Source organism: Flavobacterium fructosi (assembly GCF_042787335.1).
Classification (GTDB): domain Bacteria; phylum Bacteroidota; class Bacteroidia; order Flavobacteriales; family Flavobacteriaceae; genus Flavobacterium; species Flavobacterium fructosi.
Window position 1 is genome coordinate 1 of record NZ_JBHZQA010000008.1, and the last position, 22,477, is coordinate 22,477.

The following is a 22,477-nucleotide window of genomic DNA, read 5'->3' on the forward strand; positions in this document are numbered from 1 at the left end:
TTAAAGTGTGTTTATAAATATACGTTAAAAAGTTATTTCCGAAAATTTTTGAGCTTTTGAATTAGCTCAAATTTTCAGAATAACTTTTTAACTTACACACTTTATGAGACGGTACCCAAAAAAGAATAAAAATAATAAGAAGAATAAAAAATAGTTAAATCGCTACATAAAAAAATGCCCTGAAATTCAGGGCATTTTTTTCTAGTTCGAAAACTACTATTATTTTTTTACAGCTGGAGTATTTAATGCTGCGCTCATTTCCATAGAGATAGCGGAACGCTCCATTTTTAATTTTCCTGACATCGTTTCAACAATAACTGTAGTATCAGCTAATTCCGAAACTTTCCCGTGAAGTCCACTTTTTGTAATAATTTTGTCCCCTACTTTCAAGCTGCTTTCAAATTCTTTTTCGCTTTTAGCCTTCTTTTGCTGCGGTCTAATCATAAAGAAATAGATTACCACAAACATTAATAGAAACGGCGCAAATTGAGTTAATTGTCCCATAATTTTAAAATCTCTTTTTTTGTTTATTAATATTACATTAAACCACGACCAGCTTTAATCATCTTTTTACTAGCCTGCAGTTCTTTTACTAAATTATCTAAAATTCCGTTGATAAAAATACTACTTTTTGGTGTAGAATACTCTTTGGCAACTTCTAAATATTCGTTAAGGGTAACTTTTACTGGAATTGATGGAAACTTCAGAAATTCACAAATAGCCATTTTAAGAATAATGGTATCAATTTCGGCTATTCTATCGCTGTCCCAATTAGGCGTTTTATCAACATATTCTTTAGCAAATTCCGCTTCGTTCAAGACTGTTTTTCTAAACAAATCTTTTACAAAATCCTTGTCCTCGTTGTCTTTATACAATTTTGGCACTCTAAAATTATCATCTTCACCTGCTTTAATCACCTTTAATTGCTTGATGATATGCGTGTTAACTAATGGAATATCGTCTACCCAAGTTAATTTATCATCTTCTAAATATTCATAAAGTTTTTCATTAGGAACAATTACATCCATAAATAAATCAACAATAAATTGTTTATCTTCTTCGAATGAATTGATTGAATTACTCATGTATTTTTCATACAGCGTGCTTGCTTTTATATCATTAAGAAGTAACAAGATATAATCATCGTTTTTTGTCCAATTGTCAATTTTACGATTTTCAAGAGCAATACTAAGCGAATTGTTTTCTGAAAGAATTTGAAAAATACTATTTTTAATAAATTTTTCGTTTGGCTTACGCTCCTCAGCAGTAGCAAGATGTTTCAGAGATGATTTATGTAAAAAGATGGTTTCTTTTTTACAAATTTCAATCAGGGAAGAAAGCATTATAAGGTATAAATCTTGAATATTATCGATACTATAGAAAAGAAATTTTTCTTCTTTTTCCAGATTATCAGAACCGTTTTGATGCATCGCATAAATGGATTGCATAACTTTAACGCGTATGTGTCTTCTATTTACCACCTTGTAAGAACTTTTATAAATTAGCTTGCAAAAATAAGAATTTCATCCTTGTAAATAAAATTAAAACACCTTTTTTTAAAAGTAATCAGTATTCAGTCTTGGTTTCCAGTTCTATCTGAACACTGCGACTGAACACTAAATACCCTCTATTAGCCTACTTTTTATTTTCTATCTTTCTTTGAGCAATACGCTTTTGAGCAATAGTCAAAGCCGCATGATGCGTCGTAATTCCGTTAGCGATAGCAAATGCAAAAATCTCTAAAGTTGTATTGTAAATATTCTCAGTTTTACGCATAATCTCTGCTTTATCATAATGTGCTAATTCCGCATAAACATTGATAATACCACCAGCATTAATCAAAAAATCCGGGGCATAAAGAATACCTCTTTCTTGCAAAATTGCACCATGAATATCCTCATTTGCTAATTGGTTATTGGCTGCACCAGCAATTACTTTAGCTTTAATTTTATGCACAGTGGCATCATTTATAGTCGCACCCATAGCACAAGGCGCATAAATATCGACTTCGGCAGAATATAAATCATCACCGGTAAAAATTGCAGCACCGTATTTAGACCCAACTTCGTACAATTTTTCTTCATTGATGTCTGCGATGGTTACAATTGCACCTTCTTTTGTCAGATAATCAACCAAAGTTTCTCCAACGTGACCAATTCCTTGTACCAACACTTTTTTTCCGCTAAGTGCATTTGAACCAAATTGCTGTTTTGCAGCTGCTTTCATACCGAGATATACCCCGTAAGCTGTTACAGGTGATGGATTTCCAGAACCCCCTCTAGATTCAGAAATTCCTGTCACGTAAGGCGTCACGTCTCTAACGATATCCATATCTGCAGTTTCCATCCCAACATCTTCGGCAGTGATATATCTTCCGCTTAATGAATGTACAAACGCACCAAACTTACGCATCAATTCAGGAGTTTTTTGGGTTTTGGCATCGCCAATGATAACTGCCTTACCTCCACCAATATTCAATCCTGTAATGGCAGCTTTATAAGTCATACCGCGAGAAAGTCGCAATACATCATTTAAAGCTTCCCATTCGTTAGCGTAATTAAACATGCGAGTACCACCTAAAGCAGGACCCATATCCGAATTATGAATACCAATAATTGCTTTTAAACCTGTATCTTTGTCGTTGCAAAATACAATTTGTTCGTGATCATTAAATGATAGTTGACCAAAAACGGGATCCATTTTTTGAAGTTCCTTTCCAGTTGTGAAAGCTGCATTCATAGTATTGATTTTTATAGTGATAAAATTACGAATTTGCCAAAAAGACAAATCAAATTTACATAAAAAACAGATATACACTAATATTTTAGCCTGAATTTATCAATATGGCAATTATTACGAATAAACTATAATTTTAAACTTTATCAAAAATTGATTAAAAATCAAAAAAAAAAACTATTTCAATAAAGAATATCTTAAAAAAATGAAAGAATTACGCTATTTAAATAAATACTTTGTCAAATATAAATACAGCTTTTCCCTCGGTATTGTATTTACGATCATTGCCCAAATATTTTCTTTGTTTACACCAAAATTAATTAGCAGATCATTCAAAGCAATAGAGTCCTTTTCGAAAGACAAAAATGTAGCCATTTCAGTAATTCGCGAAGAACTAATTTCGAATATTTTATTGATCATCGCCACTACTATCATAGCGGGTTTTCTTACCTTTTTGATGCGGCAAACACTTATTGTTATGTCGAGACACATTGAATTCGATTTGAAAAATGAAGTTTTCCGACAATACGAAAACTTATCACAGAACTTTTACAAAAAAAACCGTACGGGTGATTTAATGAACCGCATTAGTGAAGATGTTTCAAAAGTCAGAATGTATGTAGGTCCTGCCGTTATGTACACGATAAACACCTTTATTCGTTTTACAATTGTAATTGTATACATGTATAATGTCTCGCCTCGATTGACTCTATACACCATTCTTCCTTTACCACTATTATCATATTGCATTTTCAAATTAAGCTCCGAAATCAATAAACGAAGTACCATATTCCAACAATATTTATCTAAAGTTTCTAGTTTCTCGCAAGAAATATTTTCTGGAATCCGTGTGATAAAAGCCTATTCATTAGAAGAACAGCATCAAAACAACATGGTGGATCTTGCGAATGAGAGTAAAAGTAAAAGTTTAAACTTAGCCAAAGTTCAGTCTTTATTTGGACCGTTGATGCTGGCACTGATAGGAATAAGTAACTTAGTTGTTATTTACTTTGGAGGATTAATGTACATTGATGGTACCATAAAAAGCATTGGAACAATAGCCGAATTTATCCTGTATGTCAATATGCTTACTTGGCCAGTAGCTTCTTTAGGATGGGTTTCTTCTATGGTTCAAGAAGCTGAAGCCTCTCAAAAACGTCTTAATGAATTCCTTAAAATTGAACCTGAAATAAAAAACAACAATCCTAATAAATCTATTATCGAGGGTACTATTTCTTTCGAAAATGTAAGTTACACTTACGAAGACACCAATATAGAAGCATTAAAAAATGTCACTTTTAGAGTCAAAAAGGGAGAAACACTAGCGATTTTAGGAAAAACAGGATCCGGTAAATCAACAATCTCTTCTTTAATATCTAGATTGTACGATGTAACAGGTGGAAAAATAAACATTGACGGAAACGAAATAAGCACGGTAAACCTTTATGATTTACGAAACAGCATTGGAATTGTACCGCAAGATGCCTTCTTATTTTCGGATAGCATAAAAAATAATATAAAGTTTGGTAAAGAAAACGCAAGCGACAAAGAAGTAGAATCAGCGGCAAAAAATGCTGTGGTTCATGATAATATTGTTGGTTTTAATAAACAATATGACACCATATTAGGTGAACGAGGGATTACCTTATCCGGGGGGCAAAAGCAACGCGTTTCTATCGCCAGAGCAATTATTAAAAACCCTCCTATATTACTTTTTGACGATTGTTTGTCAGCTGTAGATACAGAGACCGAAGAAGCAATTTTGAATAATTTATCTGAAATTTGCAAGGATAAAACTACCATTATCGTAAGTCATAGAGTTTCATCAGCCAAAAATGCAGACAATATTATCATTCTTGAAGACGGAAAAATTATCCAACAAGGTTCTCATAATCAATTGATAAATCAAGAAGGATACTATGCTTCCTTATATTTAAAACAACTTTCAGAAAAAGAATTGCTTTAATTGTTGTGTAATACATATATTTTTTAGATTTTTGAGTACTACTTAACAACCATAAATTGACAGAAAGGATTATGAGAGAAAATGACATGTTAGAAAAAGAAGAGATATTTTCTAAAGTTCTACGAGCTGGAAGAAGAACTTATTTCTTTGATGTGAGAGCGACAAAAGCAGATGATTACTATATTACGATTACCGAAAGTAAAAAATTCACTGAGGAAGATGGTTCGTTCCATTTCAAGAAACACAAAATTTATTTATACAAAGAAGATTTTGCTGCTTTCGCAGAAATTTTAGGCGAAATGACTTCTTATGTATTGAACCATAAAGGTGAAGAAGTAATCTCTGAAAGACACCAAAAAGATTTTAAAAAAGAATATGCTTCTGATAAAGTTGAAGACGAATTTATACCAAAAACATCCTCTTTTACTGATATTGAATTTGATGATATTTAATTGTTAATTACCTACTTACACACCTAAAAAGTCCAAAAGTCATTTGATTTTTGGACTTTTTTGTATTTAAAAAATTTTTTCGAGTTATAATATAACAAGTCTTTACCAGTTATATTTCAGAATTGATTAGATTTACTAATCAACTTAGTATCAGTACAATAATTTACTTTATATTTCAGAATAAGCTAGATAAGTAGTTGTTTTTATTTCGATTATAATTCTAAAAATCAGGTTGTTGCTTTTATTAATTTACAGTTCAAACTCTTAAGAACTTCAATTTATGCAAACTACACCAATAAATATTTTTTGGCAATTTAACCCCGACTATTGGTTTAAAAAACTAAACAGTTCTGCATTGGGATTATCTAAAACTGAAGCTGCTAAAATACTATCAGAATCCGGACATATAAAAAAAAGCAAGTCGGCTTTTAGAAAAGAAGCAACTCTTTTTATCGGACAATTCAAAAGCCCATTGATGCTATTACTTATAGGAGCAGTTCTGCTTTCGGCTTTTCTTGGAGATACCTCGGATGTATTTATTATTCTGTTTATTGTATTGTCAACAGGATTACTCAGTTTTTTTCAGGAAAGAAATGCGGGACGATTTGTAGAAAAGTTGCAATCATTGATCGCATTAAAGAGCACCGTTTTAAGAGATGGAAAAGCACAAGAAGTTTTTTCCTATGAAGTCGTACCAGGCGACATTATTACATTGAAGGCTGGCGACATGCTTCCGGCAGACTGCCTGATTATTGAATCCAATGAATTGCATTCAAACGAAGCAAGTCTTACTGGAGAATCTTATCCTACAGCAAAACTAGTTGGAATTTTAGACGAAAATACTGCATTAGCTAAAAGAACCAATTCTCTTTGGGAAGGTACAAATATAGTAAGCGGTACTGCAAAAGCAGTAGTTATTAATACAGGAAAAAACACCATTTTTGGCAATATTGCAAAAAGTGCGACCACGATTATAGAAACTAAATTTGAAAAAGGAATTAAAGACTTTGGCTATTTTTTGATGAGAATCACATTGATTCTTTCGATTTTTATTTTAGTGGTCAATTTATTATACCACAAAAATGTTATTGACTCGGCTTTCTTTGCTTTGGCTTTAGCTGTAGGAATGGCACCTGAATTATTACCTGCCATTACAACAATTGCAATGAGTGCCGGAGCAAAAAGAATGTTAGATAAAAAAGTTATCGTAAAAAAACTTTCTTCTATTCAAAATCTAGGAGAAGTTAATTTATTATGTACAGATAAAACAGGAACCATTACTGAAGGTGCAATAATAATTTCAGGTGCCGTGGATGGTCTTGGCATCGAAAACGAATATGTTAAAGAACTTGCGTATTGGAACGCTTATTTTGAAAATGGTTACGCCAATCCAATTGATGAAGCCATAAAAAAGATAAAATTGGAAACAAAAGTAATGTCCTTGAAAACTGGCGAGATTCCTTATGATTTTATTCGCAAAAGATTAAGCATCGCTATTACTACCGGCACTGATAAAGTATTGATTAGCAAAGGAGCTTTTAAACAAATAATCAGCATTTGCACATTCGTAAGATTAAGTAATGGGAGCATTGAAAACATTGAATCCCACAAAACTGAAATTGAGGATAAATTCAATCAATTTGGAATTAACGGTTTGCGAACAATAGCGGTTAGTTACAAAAATATTAATAACGACCATATTTCAAAAGAAGACGAAACAGACTTAATTTTCGCAGGTTTTATATTACTTGAGGATCCAATAAAAGCTGGAATCATAGAAATAATTGAAGAACTAAAAAAACTGCAAGTAAATTTAAAAATAATTTCTGGCGACAACAAAAATGTAGCACTTTCAACAGCATTAAAAATTGGAATCAAAAACCCTATAGTTATGACAGGCCAAGATCTTTTTAGTGCAAGTCCGGAAGCACTGAAACATCTGGTAAGAAAAACACACATTTTCGCGGAAGTGGAACCGCAGCAAAAAGAACACCTTATCCAAGTTTTACGAAAAACATATACGGTTGCCTATGTGGGTGACGGCATTAATGATGTTTCGGCTTTAAGTGCTGCCGACATCGGAATTTCTGTCGAAAATGCAGTCGATGTTGCCAGGGAAGCAGCTGATTTTGTACTAATGGAAAAAGATTTGAAAGTCATAATTGATGGTATAAAAGAAGGTCGAAAAACTTTTGCAAATACCTTGAAATACATATTTATCAACACTGGATCAACTTTTGGAAATATGTTTAGCGTAGCAATAGCGTCCTTATTATTACCTTTTTTGCCCATGCTTCCGAAGCAAATTCTGTTAACTAACTTTATTACTGATTTTCCATATCTTACCATCGCTTCAGATAATGTGGACCAGGAGCAACTAAACAGACCAGGCAAATGGAATTTAAAATTAATACGGAATTATATGATCATTTTTGGCTTGCATAGTTCCATCTTTGATGTAATTACTTTCCTAATCCTTTATTACCTATTAAAAGTAAAAGAATCAGCGTTTCAGACTGCTTGGTTTGTAGAATCAATCCTTTCCGAATTGTTCATTCTATTTATTATTCGAACTCACAAAAACTTCTTTAAAAGCAGACCCGGCAAATACCTTTTTATCTTGAGTTTAATTGGATTAGTACTAACCTTAATTCTCCCCTATCTTCCCTTTGCTGACAAAGTGGGAATATCTCCTCTTCCATTCCTTAATATGATAATAATGCTAATAATTGTCGCTATTTATATTCTGACGGCGGATTTGTTAAAAGTTTGGTTTTTCAAAAAACACCTGTATTCGTAGTTGTTATGCTTTGGTTCGAATACCTTTTTTTTAACTTCAGTAAATAATTTAGTCCTTAAAATATTTGAAATTAATTTCTAAAAAGTATTTTTGTTTCATGGAAACGAAACTATTAATACTTGCAGGACTTGGCAATTCCGGAGAAAAACACTGGCAAAGCTATTGGTTACGAAAATTTGAAAGCAGCTCTAAGTTAATTCATACGAATTGGGAACAACCTATACTTGAGGATTGGCTTAGTAATTTAACGGAAGCTATTTCAAAAATAGATTCTCCAACTATTTTAGTGGCACACAGTCTTGCGGTTTCTATGGTTTTGCATTGGGCTGAAGCTAATAATAATTCCAACATAATTGGCGCATTATTGGTCGCTCCTGCCGATGTTGATTCTCAAGATCAGACCCCTGAAACCATTTGGAATTTTTCTCCAATGCCAACTAAAAAATTAAAATTCCCATCCGTTGTTGTCACCAGTGCTAATGACCCCTATATTTCTCCGATAAAAGCCGAATATTTTGCTAAAATGTGGGGAAGCGATTTTATAAATATTGGTAAAAAAGGCCATATCAACTCCGATTCAAATCTTGAATTTTGGGAAGAAGGCCAATTGATTTTGGAACAATTAATAACTAAAATTGATATTGGTTAAGCTGAACCAACAATTCATACTAATTGGATCTTCATGGATTTGTTTTTGTTGATTTTGACATAAAAAAACTGCTTCATTAAAAAAGCAGCTTCTTATTTTGATTAAAAAGGTTAATTATCTTTTATACAAACCGACTAATTCTCCCCTGGCAATAATATGCTCTTTCATTGCCTTTTCAAGTTCATTTTTATCAGTACTTACAAGTAAATTTAGTTTAGTATTTAAAGCGTATACTTTAAAATGATAATGATGTTTGCCACTTGGAGGGCAAGGCCCATCATATTTATTTTCCCCAAAACTATTCCTGCCTTGAATTCCTGGTGCAGAATTTTCTTTTATACTGTTTTTTGGTGTAATATTCCACATTATCCAATGACAAAAAGATCCATTTGGAGCATCTGGATCATCCAGTATAATAGCTAGGCTCTTTGTATTTTTAGGAATTTCGTCTATACTAATCTCTGGGTTTACATTTAGCCCGTCACATGTATATTTCGAAGAAATAAATTCATTATCCAGAAATTTAGGACTTTTTATAACTAATGTGGTACCGGCTGTTACTGACATGATAAATAGTATAAATAAGATTCATTATTAATGTGCCATTTGTTGTTCATGACACATTTCTGCACATTTACGACATGCTTCTGCACATTTTTTACAATGTTCCATTTGTGGATATTTTTCACATTCAGCGGCACATATTTCGCACATTTCAGCACATAATTTTAAGAAAATAGCTGTGTTTTCAGAATTTCGTTCCATTAGCTGGGCTGTTAAGCGGCATATATCTGCACAATCCTGATCGTTCATCATACATCGAGCCATATCCATTTCTTTTTCTAAATGGCATGCATCATAACAATGTGTGCATTGTGCAGCACAAAGATGCAATACGTCAATAATTCCTTGCTTTTCCATTTTTTAGGTATATTTAAATTAAAAATCTATTTTAAAACACCAAAAGGAAACGCTACGGCATTTGATTTCCATCTGGTTCACAATATGACGGCTGCACCTGCTGATGCATCATTAACAATACCGTATTGTACTGCAAATAGCTTTGGAGAAACTTTACACTAACTGTAATCCTAAAAATTTAAAAAAGAATTTGTAGCACGCATTCAGTAAGGTATTGTATGTAAAAAAACTCCGATATAGAAAAGTAAATTTACAATATTTATTATTTTAAAGGATTGATAAGTAGATTATTAACATTTTAATAACCTATTTACACTGAAGAAGTTAAGGAAATCCTTTTATTGAAGTTATCCAATTCTCAACCCATTTTCAATCTTAAAATCAGGTGCTAATAAAATAACATCACCTTCCTCCCCTACTGCTCCCAATACTAGACATTCGCTCATGAATTTACCAATTTGTTTTTTAGGGAAATTAACTACAGCTACCATTTGTCTGTTAACCAAATCTTCTTTTTGATATCGTCTGGTAATTTGTGCCGATGTTTTTCTAATTCCAATTGCGGAACCAAAATCTATTGTCAGTTGGTAAGCCGGTTTTCGTGCTTCAGGAAAATCATTGACTTCCAAAATAGTTCCAACTCGCATTTCTACTTTTTCAAAATCTTGCCAAGTCAATTCCATGGTTATATTGTATTAATGGTTTTTAATTAAATGTTAATTTCTAACAAACCTATCAATTTTACAACTATTTACACTAATTTCATAAGACATTTTTTTCCCTACCTCTTTAAATTTACAAATTAGGAATACTATTTAAAAACTATAAATACTAGTAGTAAGATGGAAGATAATCAAACAAATGGAATTGAATCATTAAGAAATGGTAGCTTTTCTAAATCAAAAATGGCAACTGATAAATATCTTGAGACGGAAACAAACGTAAAATTATATGTAAAGGATTATGGTCAAGGAAAACCGGTAATTCTTATCCATGGCTGGCCCCTATCTAGCGAAATGTGGGAATATCAAATCGAGGCTTTGGTCGAAAATAACTTTAGAGTAATTGCTTATGACCGCCGTGGTTTTGGAAAATCTTCACAACCTTGGAACGGATACGATTACGATACTTTGGCAGATGATTTAAAAGCAATTATCGATCAATTAGAATTGAAAGAAGTTACTCTCGTTGGATTCTCCATGGGTGGCGGAGAGGTTGTACGCTATTTCAGTCGTTATGCAGGGAAAAATATTGCCAAGGCAGTGCTTATCTCTTCTATAACCCCTCATTTATTAAGAACCGATTCTAATCCTGAAGGAATTCCTCAAGAAAAATATGATGCCGTGGCGGAACAAATTAAAGAGGACCGAATTGGTTTTCTTGATGGTTTCGGAAAAACATTTTTCGGAGTGAGTTTTATCAGTAAGCCTATAAGTACGCCATTGTTAGATTATTATAGAATGCTTGCTTCTCTTTCTTCACCACGTGCGACCTTGGAGTGTGCAAAATCTTTTTCCACTACTGATTTTAGTCGTGAAATGGCCGCTGTGAATGTACCTACACTAATCATTCATGGCGATGAAGATAAAACTGTACCTATAGAAATCACTTCCGAAATTGCAACAAAATTAATTCCTGATAATATTTTTATTACTTACGATGGTGCCCCACACGGATTGTTTTATGTAGAAAAAGAAAAATTAAATAGAGATTTAATTAAATTTTTAAACTCTTAAATTTAAATTGAATCATTCAAAAAGTACGACCTGAAGTGTTCGCTGTCTGCAGACAAAGCACTTCAAAGCGTACTTTTTCTCATTTGAATTCTAAAATATTTTAGTAAAAAGGCGAATCTTTTTTAATACTGCATTTTTTATTGTAATTTGGTAAAAGCAATATCAACTTCAATGACACGAACAACTTCACATACAGTAGCACTGGGAACTTTGGCTCCAAATTTTAATTTAAAAGACACCAATTCGAGCGAATGGTTTTCTTTTCAGGATTTAAAAAAAGAAAAGGGGACTTTAGTAGTATTCATTTCTAATCATTGCCCATTTGTTCATCATGTAATTGATGAAATTGTTATGATTGCCAATGATTATAGGGTACAAGGCATTGGTATCGTTGCCATTTCCAGTAATGATGTGATAAAATTCCCGGAAGATGCACCGGAATTGATGACCGAGTTTGCGTTCCAAAATAAATTTGAGTTTCCCTATCTTTATGATGATACACAGGAAGTGGCAAAAGAGTATGATGCAGTTTGTACACCCGATTTTTTCTTATTTGACAATCAAGATAAATTAGTCTATCATGGACAATTAGACGACAGCCGACCGGGAAACGGAATTCCACTAAGTGGAAACGATTTGCGCGGTGCAATTGATAGCGTAATCTACAATAGAACTATTAATCCCGATCAAAAACCGAGTTTAGGTTGTAATATTAAGTGGAAATAATAAATTATATTTATAAATGAACATAAAAAAATCCCAAAACTCTCGCTTTGGGATTCTAAATGAATTGGATTGTTCAATACTGTAAACTGTGACTGAACACTGAATACTATTACTTCACATCCATTAATTCGACGTCAAAAATCAAAGTAGCATTTGGTGGAATTGCTCCTCCAGCACCACGAGATCCGTAACCCAAATGTGATGGAATTACAAAACGTGCTTTATCACCTACACGTAATAAGGCAATACCTTCGTCCCATCCTTCGATTACATTACCTTCTCCTAATGGAAATTCAATTGGTTTTTTTCTTGGGTAGGAACTGTCAAAAACTTTTCCGTCTGGAAGTTGTCCTGTATAATGCACCGAAACTATTTTACCGTTTGCTGCTTTTTTACCTTCACCTCTTTGGATAAATTGGTAACGCAAACCGCTTTCTGTTTTTTCAAAACCAGCTGCTAATTTATCCATTTCAGCTTCTGCATCTGCTTTCAAAGAAGCGTCACGTTTGTTACGGGCACCTTTTAAACCTACAAATGCTTCAATAGCATTCCACTTTTTAGCTTCGTCTCCTACTCTGATGATTTCAACTGACTCTAAAGCATCTCCTTGTGCAATAGCATCTACAACATCTTGGCCTTCTATAACATTTCCGAAAATAGTATGTTTATCATCTAGCCATGGTGTAGCCACATGCGTGATAAAAAACTGTGACCCATTTGAGCCTGGACCTGAATTTGCCATCGACAAAACACCAGGTGCATCGTGACGTAAATCTTTGTGGAATTCATCCTCAAATTTGTAACCTGGATCTCCAGTTCCCGTTCCTTGAGGACATCCTCCTTGAATCATAAAATCAGGAATAACTCTATGAAAATTTAAACCATCATAGAATTTTTGTCCTTGAGGTTTTATTTTGTTTTCCATATTTCCTTCAGCAAGAGCTACGAAGTTCCCTACTGTTCCCGGTGTTAAATCGTGTGTTAGCTTTACTAAAATAGCACCTTTTGCGGTGTTGAATTTAGCGTATATTCCGTTTTCCATTGTGTTTAATTTTTATTGAAAGGCAAATTTACGAAATTAATTTTAAAAAGGGAATTGCGGGATTGGTTGATTTAGTTATTCGTTGATTTGAGAATTTGAGAATTTGAGAATTTGGGAATTTGGGAATTTGGGAATTTGCAGATTATCTAAAATTATTTTTTTAGCAATAGAAAAGATTTGTTAATATCTATTTGACCATTTCTTTAATTTGCTTTATTTGTTCCGTAGGAACTAAATATCGGAAGAAAAAACTAATCGTTTCATTTGTCCCGTTAGGGACTAAATATTGGTAGAAACACACATTTCACTTCTTATTTTTGTCCCGGAAGCGACTATACAGCCTTAAATCAATTCTTTGAAAATAAATTTTTCATCATAATCGATTTCAAATTTTTCAAGAAAATCAAGGTATTCTTCTCTAAATGTTTTCTTTTTATGATGTAATATTAGTATTCATTATAATTGATATTTTTTGTTAATAATAGATGTTTTAACAATACTGTTAACGTTTTACTACTTTGAGATGAATGTGAATTCGTAAACTTTCAGTTTAGCAAATCCGTTGTATTATTCTTTGATTTTCTTTTTTTCATATTTTTTTAATGGGGAGTCAGTTCTGTATAGTACTTTTCCAGAAGGTACGACTTTACTTGAACCCTCAAGATGAGTTTCTTGGTCGTCGAAAAAAATATGAGCTCCAAATGCTTTTAAAACTTTGTCCTTTGATAATCCACCCAAAAAATATGCTTCATCGACATAAACACCCCAATGACGAAGTGTCTTAATTACTCTCATATGACTTGGAGCGTTACGAGCAGTTACAATAGCAATTCTTAAAGGTGTCAATTCTATTGTGGTTGGTAAAAATTCTTGGATTTTGGATAATTTTCTCAACAATTCAGCAAACGGTCCATCACTTAGTGGAACATCTTCATTTTCGGCTTCGTGTTGGTGGAAAGCCTCAATACCTTTTTCTTTATAAATTTGTTCGGATTCGTCGGAGAAAACAACAGCATCAGCATCAAAAGCAAATTTTACTCTGTCAATTTCTGGAAGATAATCTGTAGGTGGGTCATATATTAATGCTGTGGCACAATTTGAGGTATCACTTATTTTTTGAACTTCAACTTCGCCTTTTGATAGAAATAGGTCAATATCAAAAGCATCAATAAATGGAGAAAGGGGTTCACCTCCCGAAAATGCCCATCTAGTAATGGGAAGATTAAAGTGTTTCATTGATTTTAAAACTCTGACTCCTGTTTCTGGACTATTTCTAGACATTACGACAACTTCAATAATTTGTTTAGAAGCAATTTCGTTTAACTTTAATAGACTTTTAATTAGTGGCAAAGCTGTTCCTTCTGATAATAATTCGTTTTCGTGCTCTAATTGATATTTTCTAAATCCTTCTATATTTTCATTTTTGAAAATCTCATTTTCTACTTCTAAATTGAAAAGAGCCCTAGAAGAAACTCCAACTACTAATATTTTTGAAAAGTCTAATGCCATATTTTATTATGATTTCTAATGAGTTTTTTGTGTTTGCCAACAACTATATAGGTCTGTCAAAATCAGACCTATCTCCCCAAATCTGGCTGGCTTTGTCTGACAAATAAGGGAGTGTTAGCATTTCAAATATATATAAAAAAATATTACAAATAAAGGTATTCTTCTTTTTCTTTTAAATACTTTTCCTACAGATTCAGCTCTAAAAACCTCACTAATCCCACAAAATCCTAGCCCAGATTACCTCACTTGATTTCTATTTTCATAGGAGTTCAGTGAACTTCGTTTGCAGTGGAAATCCTTTTTATCCACCTTTTCGGTGGATAAAAAGATTGCAAAGAATAGCTGGAAATAGCTTCAAAAAAAAATGGCAACCTTAACGAATGCCATTTTTTGCAGTGAATTAAAAAAGGATTATTTCTCTAAAAGTCCCGCGTTTTTCAAATACGGTTCTATTTGCATGTCATGTCCGATAAAATCTTTGAAAGCTTTATTTAAATCGACACTATTCCCTACTGATAAAATATATTTTCTAAAACGTTCACAATTCGCTCTGGTCATACCGCCATTGGCTTGCATCCAATCGAAAGCATTATAATCCAGGGTTTTTGACCATGTGTATGCGTAATAACCCGCTGAATAACCGCCACTCCAAATATGAGCAAAATAAGGTGTGTGATACCTAGTTGGAACTTCATTAACCAACAAACCATATTTTTGAAGTGCTTCTTTCTCAAAAACCAAAGTTGGTTTGAAATCTGCTTCCTTTTCTACACTGTGCCAAGCCATATCAAGCGTTGAAGCGGCTAATAATTCGGTCACTACATATCCTTTGTTGAATGTCTCTGCTTTTTTAATTTTATCAATTAACGCTTGCGGAATCACTTCTTTTGTTTGGTAATGAATGGCATAATTTTTTAAAACGGCAGGATCCAATGCGGCATGCTCGTTAATTTGAGATGGGAATTCCACGTAATCACGCGGTACAGCTGTTCCTGAAATACTTGGATAATTTTGATTGGCAAACAAACCATGCAACGTATGTCCGAACTCATGGAACAGTGTTGTCACATCATCAAAGCTGATTAATGACGGATTTCCTTTGACAGGTTTAGAAAAATTATAAACATTGACAATAACGGGTTTTTGTTTTAAATAATGAGACTGAGTCACAAAATTATTCATCCAGGCACCTCCGTTTTTATTATCTCTGGTGTAAAAATCCAAATAATAAATCGCCATTGATTTCCCATCATTGTCAAATACTTCGTAAGCCACGACATCTGGATTGTAGACTGGCAAATCTTTTCTTTCTTTGAAGTTGATGCCATACATTTGTTTTGCTGCAAAAAATACTCCTTTTTCTAAAACAGTCGTTAACTCAAAATAAGGTTTTACCTGACTTTCGTCTAAATCATATTTCGCTTTACGCACTTGTTCTGAATAAAAATCCCAATCCCAAGGCTCGAGTTTAAATCCTCCGTTTTGAGCATCGATTAGGTCTTGAATTTCCTTGGCTTCCACCTTCGCTTTTGCGACAGCTGGTTTTGCAATTTTTGCTAAAAGATCCATCGCAGTACTTGGTAATTTTGCCATTTGGTCTTGTAATCTCCATTCAGCAAAACTTTTCTTACCCATTAAATTCGCTTTTTTCAAACGTAATTTAGCCATTTTTTCTAATACTTCGCGAGTATCACCATCGTCATTTTTCTCGGCACGAGTCCAAGAAGACTTGAATATTTTTTCTCTTGTAGCTCTATTTTTAAGACTGGACAACAAGGGTTGTTGTGTTGTATTCAATAATCCGATCAAATATTTACCATCTTGACCCGCCTCCGTAGCTTTTGCCTTTGCAGCGGCTATTTCATCTGAACTCAAACCGGTTAAATCGTTTACGTTATCAAATAAAACAGCGCCGTTTTTACGGGCAATCAATAATTTGTTGCCAAAGAGTGTACCCAAACTGGCCAACTCTTCGTTTATTTTCTTCATCTTTTCTTTATCAGCAGGCGATAAATTTGCACCCGCCAATTCAAACAATTGCAAGTAATATTGCGTCAATCTCTTGTCTTCTCCTTTTAGAGTAGCCAAGTTTAACGCTTTGAAACGTTTGTATAACTGGCTGTTCAAATATATTTTGTCATTGTGAGCGGAAAAAATCGGAGCATATTCTGCTTCAATCGCTTGCAAAGTGGGATTAGTATTTGAACCCGTTAGATTATAAAAAACTCCTGTAGCCCTAACTAAATCGACCCCGCAAATTTCGAGTGCCAACACCGTATTTTTGAACGTTGGTTTAGCAGGATTAGTTGCTATTTTGTTTATTTCCTGATCATGGCTTTTTAAGGCATATTCGAAAGCAGGCTTAAAATTCTCGTCTTTAATTAAATTAAAAGGCGGTGCTTGATACTGCAACGCGCTTTTTTGCAAAAGTGGGTTAGTCATTTTAATAGAATTATTTTGAGCGTGAAGCGCTTGATTTTGCAGGGAAGCAATAAAAACAAGTATTATACTAGCTTTGGTTATTTTTGAAATCATTGTTTAAGATTAAATTATTTGTAGCGATAAAAGTAGTTGAAATAAGCTTATAGTTAAATAGTACAATTGAATAATTTAATTTCAATCTTTAAATCTTTAAATTTTGACTCTTTAAAACTTTGTACCTTTGCACCTTTAAAATTAAGATGTAAAATTATGCGTATTGATATTGTTACCGTTTTACCTGAATTATTGCGAAGTCCTTTTGAGGCCTCGATTATGAAACGTGCCATCGATAAAGGATTGGTAGAAGTTCATTTTCACAACTTACGGGATTACACCACGAACAGACAAAAAAGTGTAGATGATTATCCTTATGGTGGTGGTGCAGGAATGGTAATGACGGTACAACCTATTGATGCTTGTATCACGCATTTGAAAAGCGAAAGAACCTACGACGAAATCATTTATATGTCACCGGACGGGGAAACTTTGAACCAAAAAATAGCGAATACCATGTCGATGTACGAAAACATTATTATCCTTTGCGGCCATTATAAAGGCGTAGATCAACGCGTGCGCGATCATTTTATTACCAAAGAAATATCAATTGGTGATTATGTATTGAGCGGAGGTGAATTAGGAGCTTTAGTATTATCTGATGCATTAATCCGATTGATTCCGGGTGTTTTGAGTGATGAAACCTCAGCATTGACGGATAGTTTTCAGGATGGATTATTATCCGGTCCAATTTACACCCGCCCTGCCGATTACAACGGTTGGAAAGTTCCTGAAGTTTTAACAAGCGGGAATTTTGCCAAAATTGATAAATGGCGAGAAGATATGGCGTATGAACATACAAAAAATAGAAGACCGGATTTGCTGGAGGAGTAAAGAGTTTAAATTTTCAGGTTTAAAGTTAGTGTTAAACAACTTCTAAACTTTAAACAAGAAAAACTTTAAACTTTAAACATTTTTTTTATCTTTGCACCCAAATTCAGATTAACCTCTGGCGAGATCCGCGAATGTTGATTTGATATAAAAACCATAATTAAATATATCATGGCAGATTTAATGAAATTCGTTCAAGACGAATTCGTAACAAGAAAAGATTTCCCAGTTTTTGCAGCTGGAGACACTATTACCGTTTACTACGAAATTAGAGAGGGTGAAAAAACTAGAACACAGTTTTTTAAAGGAGTTGTTATTCAAAGAAGAGGTTCTGCTAACACAGAAACTTTTACTATTCGTAAAATGTCAGGTGCTGTTGGAGTAGAGCGTATCTTTCCAGTTAACTTGCCTGCTTTGCAAAAAATTGAAATCAACAAAAAAGGTGCAGTTCGTAGAGCTAGAATTTTCTACTTCAGAGAACTTACTGGTAAAAAAGCTAAAATTAAAGACAAAAGAAGATAGTCCGCTATCTCTTTACCATAAAAATCCCCAACATTATTGGGGATTTTTTTTTGATATAAATTCAAATATTTCCATTTACATTATTTACGCGTTTTCTTGAGTTTTTATTTGACAAAAAAAGAATATTAAATTTTTCATATTCTCTTTTAAAACGTACAAAAACAATAATTACGTAATTCAATTTATTCCATATTAAACTTAACACAAACGTATTTCCTTTTACGATACCGTTTTATTATATTTGTAGCCACGTTTTTAAAATAAATAAATTACACATCAATACATTATGACAAAAATTAAAGTAGCCAATCCAGTGGTTGAATTGGATGGAGATGAAATGACACGAATTATTTGGTCTTTTATTAAAGAAAAACTAATTCTTCCTTATTTAGATTTAGACATTAAATATTACGATTTAGGGATTGAAAATAGAGATGCAACCAATGATCAAATCACTATTGATTCTGCAGAAGCAATTAAAAAATACAATGTAGGGATTAAATGTGCTACCATTACTCCTGATGAAGATCGTGTAAAAGAATTTGGTTTAAAGAAAATGTGGAAATCACCAAACGGAACGATCCGTAACATTGTAGGTGGTACTGTTTTCCGTGAACCAATTATCATGAAAAATGTTCCTCGTTACGTACAAGGTTGGACACAACCAATTGTTATTGGTCGCCACGCTTTTGGAGATCAATATAAAGCAACCGATACCGTTATAAAAGGAAAAGGAAAATTAACCATGACCTTTGTTCCTGAAGAAGGAGAAACAAAAACTTGGGAAGTTTACGATTATGAAGGTGATGGAGTTGCTATGGCAATGTACAATACGGACGAAAGCATTTATGGTTTTGCGCATTCATCTTTCCAAATGGCTTTGACAAAAAAATGGCCATTATACCTTTCTACAAAAAACACAATCTTGAAAGCTTATGATGGGCGTTTCAAAGATATTTTTGAAGAAGTTTATCAAAAAGAGTACAAAACTCAATTCGTTGAAGCAGGAATTACTTATGAGCACCGTTTAATCGATGACATGGTTGCTTCGGTAATGAAATGGAGTGGTGGTTTTGTTTGGGCTTGTAAAAATTATGATGGTGATGTACAATCCGATACTGTTGCACAAGGATTTGGTTCATTAGGATTAATGGCTTCTGTATTAGTTACACCTGACGGAAAAACGGTAGAAGCGGAAGCAGCTCACGGAACTGTTACAAGACACTTTAGACAACACCAACAAGGAAGAGCAACTTCTACCAATCCAATTGCATCTATCTTTGCCTGGACAAGAGGATTGGAACACAGAGGTAAATTAGACGAAAATCAACCATTAATTGATTTCTGTCATGCCTTAGAACAAGTTTGTATTGACACTGTTGAAAGCGGTAAAATGACTAAAGATTTAGCAATGCTAGTTAAACCAGAAGGATTGACTGAAGCTGATTACTTGACTACTGAGAATTTCTTAGCAGCTATAAAAGAAAATTTAGATGCTAAATTAGCATAATCTATCTTTTCCATACTTTACAAAAGACAACCCAAAACGGTTGTCTTTTTTTTTATCTTAGCAATACATTAACAATTGTTAAACAAGAATTAACTTCCATTAGTTCAAATTTGCAAAATCAAAATCTAAGAAATGATTACTAAGAAAAATATTGTCTTTTTTATTCTTTTATTATCTTCTCTGGCTACTTTTTCACAAGATACAAACATACGCGACCTGACGAAGCAAAAATTTACGCTAAGCGGAATCATAACCGATACTAACAGTAACGAAACTTTAATTGGAGTAAACATTGTAATCTCGGGGTTAAAAACGGGCGTTACTACCAATGAATATGGGTTTTACTCCATTACTTTACCACAAGGAATTTATGCAATTCAAATCACTTATTTGGGATACCAAAACATTGAAGAATCCATAAATTTAAACCAAAACATAAAAAATAATTTCAAGCTATTCAGTAATGAAACAGCTTTAAAAGAAGTTATTATTACCGATAATAAAACCAAAACTGATATTCGAAAACCGGAAATGAGCGTCAATAAACTCTCTATTTCGACCATTAAGAAAATGCCAGTTGTACTTGGAGAGGTTGATGTTCTTAAATCTATTTTAATGCTTCCCGGTGTTACCAATGCTGGCGAAGGCGCTTCAGGATTCAATGTTCGCGGTGGTGGCGCAGACCAAAATTTGATTCTATTGGACGAAGCAACCATCTTTAACTCCTCCCACGTTTTTGGTTTTTTTTCCGTTTTTAATCCGGATGCCATTAAAGATTTAAAATTATACAAAGGAGGAATTCCAGCTCGTTTTGGAGGAAGAGCTTCGTCAGTTTTAGACATTTATCAAAAGGATGGCAACAGCAAAGGATTTCATATTAATGGAGGAATAGGATTAATCTCGAGTAGGATTTTGGTCGAAGGACCATTAGTAAAAGACAAGGGTTCTTTTCTTATTGGTGGCAGAAGTTCTTATGCGCATTTATTCTTGAAACTATCCAAAGAACAAAAAAACAACGCTGCCTATTTCTATGATTTGAATACCAAACTGAGTTACAAAGTGAATCCAAATAACAACTTGTATTTATCGGGATATTTCGGGAGAGATGTCTTTAGCTTAAACAAAAGTTTTACCAATATTTATGGAAACTCCACTTTAAATCTGCGCTGGAATCATTTATTTTCAGATAAATTATTTTCGAATTTATCGCTGATTTACAGTGACTACTATTATGGTTTAGATCTTGATTTTGTTGGTTTTAAATGGGATTCTGGAATCAAAAATTACAATATTAAATACGATTTTAAAAATTACATTTCAGATTCTTTCAAATTAAATTATGGTGTAAATGCTATTTACTACGATTTTAATCCGGGAACCATCAAACCGTCTGACGCTGACTCCGGGATTAATTTTGACCAATTAGATAAAAAATACGCTTTCGAACCTGCCTTATACATTAATGCTGATCATGAAATTTCGGATAAAATATCACTTTCTTACGGAATTCGTTACAGCATGTTTTACCGTTTAGGACAATCAACCATAAATATTTATGAAAATGACAATCCGGTAACATTCAATCCGGATTTACAGATTTATGAAAAAGCGACGCCCATAGGAACAAAATTCTATAAGAAGAATAAAGTTATGAAAAGCTTTAATAATATGGAACCCCGTTTTTCATTTGCCTATCAAATCAATGACGACCAATCTGTAAAAGCCAGCTACAACAGAATGGTTCAATATCTACAATTAATTTCAAATACCTCATCTCCTACTCCGCTTGATGTTTGGACGCCAAGTGATAATTTTATAAAACCACAAATTGCTGATCAGGTGGCTTTGGGTTATTTCAAAAATTTTAAAGACGGAATGTATTCACTTGAAGTGGAAACGTATTACAAGAAAGTAAAAAACAGATTGGATTATATAGACGGAGCAAATTTGATAGCTAACAAAGCCATTGAACAAGTGATACTCAACGGACAATTAAGATCGTACGGATTAGAAGTAATGTTCCGAAAAAACGAAGGCAGATTTAACGGTTGGATTTCCTATACATTATCTAAATCTGCGCAGCAAACTCCGGGAAGAACAGCTGTTGAAAAAGGAATAAACAATGGAGCATGGTACAATTCAGTGTACGATAAATTGCACAATATTGCTATTACCAGTTCTTATAATTTGAATGAAAAATGGTCTTTTGGAGCCAATTTTGCTTTACAAACCGGACAACCCGTAACTTATCCAAACGGGCAATATGAATACTTGGGAATAAACGTACCAAGTTATGGCTTGAGGAATGAAAATCGTCTTCCGGCTTATCATCATCTCGACATTGTTGCAACATTGACACCTAGAAAAAATGCCTATAGAAACTGGAAAGGAGAATGGGTTTTCAGCATTTATAATTTGTATAACCGGAAAAATGCGGCTTCCATCAATTTCCGACAAAACACAGATACCGGTAATAATGAGGCGGTAAAAACTTCCATTTTCGGAATAGTTCCAGCCGTTAGTTATAACTTCAAATTTTAAT

The 22,477-nt window shown here is 33.4% G+C and carries 19 protein-coding genes and 1 pseudogene; 10 read left to right on the forward strand and 10 right to left on the reverse strand.

Annotated features, from left to right (window positions below; genetic code table 11):
- Positions 1–219: 219 nt before the first annotated feature.
- The 3 genes from yajC to ACFX5D_RS12085 all read right to left on the reverse strand — a co-directional run bounded on the left by yajC (position 220) and on the right by ACFX5D_RS12085 (position 2,739).
- Positions 220–504 (reverse strand): preprotein translocase subunit YajC, encoded by a 285-nt coding sequence (yajC, locus tag ACFX5D_RS12075; RefSeq protein ID WP_379849862.1) that lies wholly within the window; start codon positions 502–504, stop codon positions 220–222.
- Between the two features lie 32 nt (positions 505–536).
- Entirely contained in the window at positions 537–1,448 is a 912-nt protein-coding gene (gene nusB / locus ACFX5D_RS12080) for a transcription antitermination factor NusB (protein WP_379858575.1), read from the reverse strand.
- Between the two features lie 187 nt (positions 1,449–1,635).
- On the reverse strand, positions 1,636–2,739 hold the full coding sequence (locus tag ACFX5D_RS12085; protein WP_379858440.1) for a Glu/Leu/Phe/Val family dehydrogenase: 1,104 nt from the start codon (positions 2,737–2,739) through the stop codon (positions 1,636–1,638).
- 202 nt (positions 2,740–2,941) lie between these two features.
- Between ACFX5D_RS12085 and ACFX5D_RS12090 the strand changes: the two genes are divergently transcribed.
- From ACFX5D_RS12090 to ACFX5D_RS12105, 4 genes are all read left to right on the forward strand, one after another.
- Positions 2,942–4,702: an ABC transporter ATP-binding protein gene (locus tag ACFX5D_RS12090; protein ID WP_379858441.1), complete on the forward strand. Its 1,761-nt coding sequence runs from the start codon at positions 2,942–2,944 to the stop codon at positions 4,700–4,702.
- A gap of 71 nt (positions 4,703–4,773) precedes the next feature.
- Complete coding sequence (locus ACFX5D_RS12095) at positions 4,774–5,154, forward strand: PUR family DNA/RNA-binding protein (protein WP_073207609.1); 381 nt, start codon at positions 4,774–4,776, stop codon at positions 5,152–5,154.
- A gap of 280 nt (positions 5,155–5,434) precedes the next feature.
- Positions 5,435–7,954, forward strand: a complete 2,520-nt coding sequence (mgtA, locus tag ACFX5D_RS12100; RefSeq protein WP_379858442.1) for a magnesium-translocating P-type ATPase — start codon at positions 5,435–5,437, stop codon at positions 7,952–7,954.
- Between the two features lie 97 nt (positions 7,955–8,051).
- Positions 8,052–8,603: an RBBP9/YdeN family alpha/beta hydrolase gene (locus ACFX5D_RS12105; protein ID WP_379858443.1), complete on the forward strand. Its 552-nt coding sequence runs from the start codon at positions 8,052–8,054 to the stop codon at positions 8,601–8,603.
- A gap of 114 nt (positions 8,604–8,717) precedes the next feature.
- Here ACFX5D_RS12105 and ACFX5D_RS12110 read toward each other — a convergent pair whose 3' ends face one another.
- From ACFX5D_RS12110 to ACFX5D_RS12120, 3 genes are all read right to left on the reverse strand, one after another.
- Positions 8,718–9,170, reverse strand: a complete 453-nt coding sequence (locus ACFX5D_RS12110) for a YbhB/YbcL family Raf kinase inhibitor-like protein (protein ID WP_379858444.1) — start codon at positions 9,168–9,170, stop codon at positions 8,718–8,720.
- Between the two features lie 27 nt (positions 9,171–9,197).
- Positions 9,198–9,524 carry a four-helix bundle copper-binding protein gene (locus tag ACFX5D_RS12115; RefSeq protein WP_379849848.1) on the reverse strand — a complete coding sequence of 109 codons (327 nt, stop codon included), beginning with the start codon at positions 9,522–9,524 and terminating at the stop codon, positions 9,198–9,200.
- Positions 9,525–9,871: 347 nt separating this feature from the next.
- On the reverse strand, positions 9,872–10,207 hold the full coding sequence (locus ACFX5D_RS12120) for a tRNA-binding protein (RefSeq protein WP_379858445.1): 336 nt from the start codon (positions 10,205–10,207) through the stop codon (positions 9,872–9,874).
- Between the two features lie 159 nt (positions 10,208–10,366).
- On the opposite strand from ACFX5D_RS12120, the gene ACFX5D_RS12125 reads away from it, so the two are divergent.
- Both ACFX5D_RS12125 and ACFX5D_RS12130 read left to right on the forward strand, forming a co-directional pair.
- On the forward strand, positions 10,367–11,260 hold the full coding sequence (locus ACFX5D_RS12125) for an alpha/beta fold hydrolase (protein ID WP_379858446.1): 894 nt from the start codon (positions 10,367–10,369) through the stop codon (positions 11,258–11,260).
- A 171-nt stretch (positions 11,261–11,431) separates the two neighbouring features.
- The gene (locus ACFX5D_RS12130; RefSeq protein ID WP_379858447.1) at positions 11,432–11,986 is read left to right on the forward strand and encodes a thioredoxin family protein; all 555 of its coding nucleotides are present in this window, start codon (positions 11,432–11,434) and stop codon (positions 11,984–11,986) included.
- A gap of 109 nt (positions 11,987–12,095) precedes the next feature.
- Here the strand turns inward: ACFX5D_RS12130 and ACFX5D_RS12135 are convergent, their stop codons facing one another.
- From ACFX5D_RS12135 to ACFX5D_RS12145, 4 genes and pseudogenes are all read right to left on the reverse strand, one after another.
- Positions 12,096–13,028 carry a peptidylprolyl isomerase gene (locus tag ACFX5D_RS12135; RefSeq protein ID WP_379858448.1) on the reverse strand — a complete coding sequence of 311 codons (933 nt, stop codon included), beginning with the start codon at positions 13,026–13,028 and terminating at the stop codon, positions 12,096–12,098.
- Positions 13,029–13,370: 342 nt separating this feature from the next.
- Positions 13,371–13,469: pseudogene (locus ACFX5D_RS16270) on the reverse strand (IS200/IS605 family transposase); the annotation flags it as partial.
- A gap of 126 nt (positions 13,470–13,595) precedes the next feature.
- Positions 13,596–14,537, reverse strand: coding sequence for a 5'-nucleotidase (locus ACFX5D_RS12140; protein ID WP_379858449.1), 942 nt, complete (start codon positions 14,535–14,537; stop codon positions 13,596–13,598).
- Positions 14,538–14,948: 411 nt separating this feature from the next.
- Complete coding sequence (locus ACFX5D_RS12145; protein ID WP_379858450.1) at positions 14,949–17,072, reverse strand: M3 family metallopeptidase; 2,124 nt, start codon at positions 17,070–17,072, stop codon at positions 14,949–14,951.
- A 156-nt stretch (positions 17,073–17,228) separates the two neighbouring features.
- Between ACFX5D_RS12145 and trmD the strand changes: the two genes are divergently transcribed.
- The 4 genes from trmD (at position 17,229) to ACFX5D_RS12165 (ending at position 22,476) form a co-directional block, all read left to right on the forward strand.
- Positions 17,229–17,906 carry a tRNA (guanosine(37)-N1)-methyltransferase TrmD gene (trmD, locus tag ACFX5D_RS12150; RefSeq protein WP_379858451.1) on the forward strand — a complete coding sequence of 226 codons (678 nt, stop codon included), beginning with the start codon at positions 17,229–17,231 and terminating at the stop codon, positions 17,904–17,906.
- Positions 17,907–18,074: 168 nt separating this feature from the next.
- Positions 18,075–18,425 (forward strand): 50S ribosomal protein L19, encoded by a 351-nt coding sequence (gene rplS / locus ACFX5D_RS12155; protein WP_131916212.1) that lies wholly within the window; start codon positions 18,075–18,077, stop codon positions 18,423–18,425.
- A 286-nt stretch (positions 18,426–18,711) separates the two neighbouring features.
- The gene (locus ACFX5D_RS12160; RefSeq protein ID WP_379849828.1) at positions 18,712–19,935 is read left to right on the forward strand and encodes an NADP-dependent isocitrate dehydrogenase; all 1,224 of its coding nucleotides are present in this window, start codon (positions 18,712–18,714) and stop codon (positions 19,933–19,935) included.
- Positions 19,936–20,067: 132 nt separating this feature from the next.
- Positions 20,068–22,476, forward strand: a complete 2,409-nt coding sequence (locus ACFX5D_RS12165) for a TonB-dependent receptor (protein ID WP_379858452.1) — start codon at positions 20,068–20,070, stop codon at positions 22,474–22,476.
- Position 22,477: the final 1 nt, after the last annotated feature.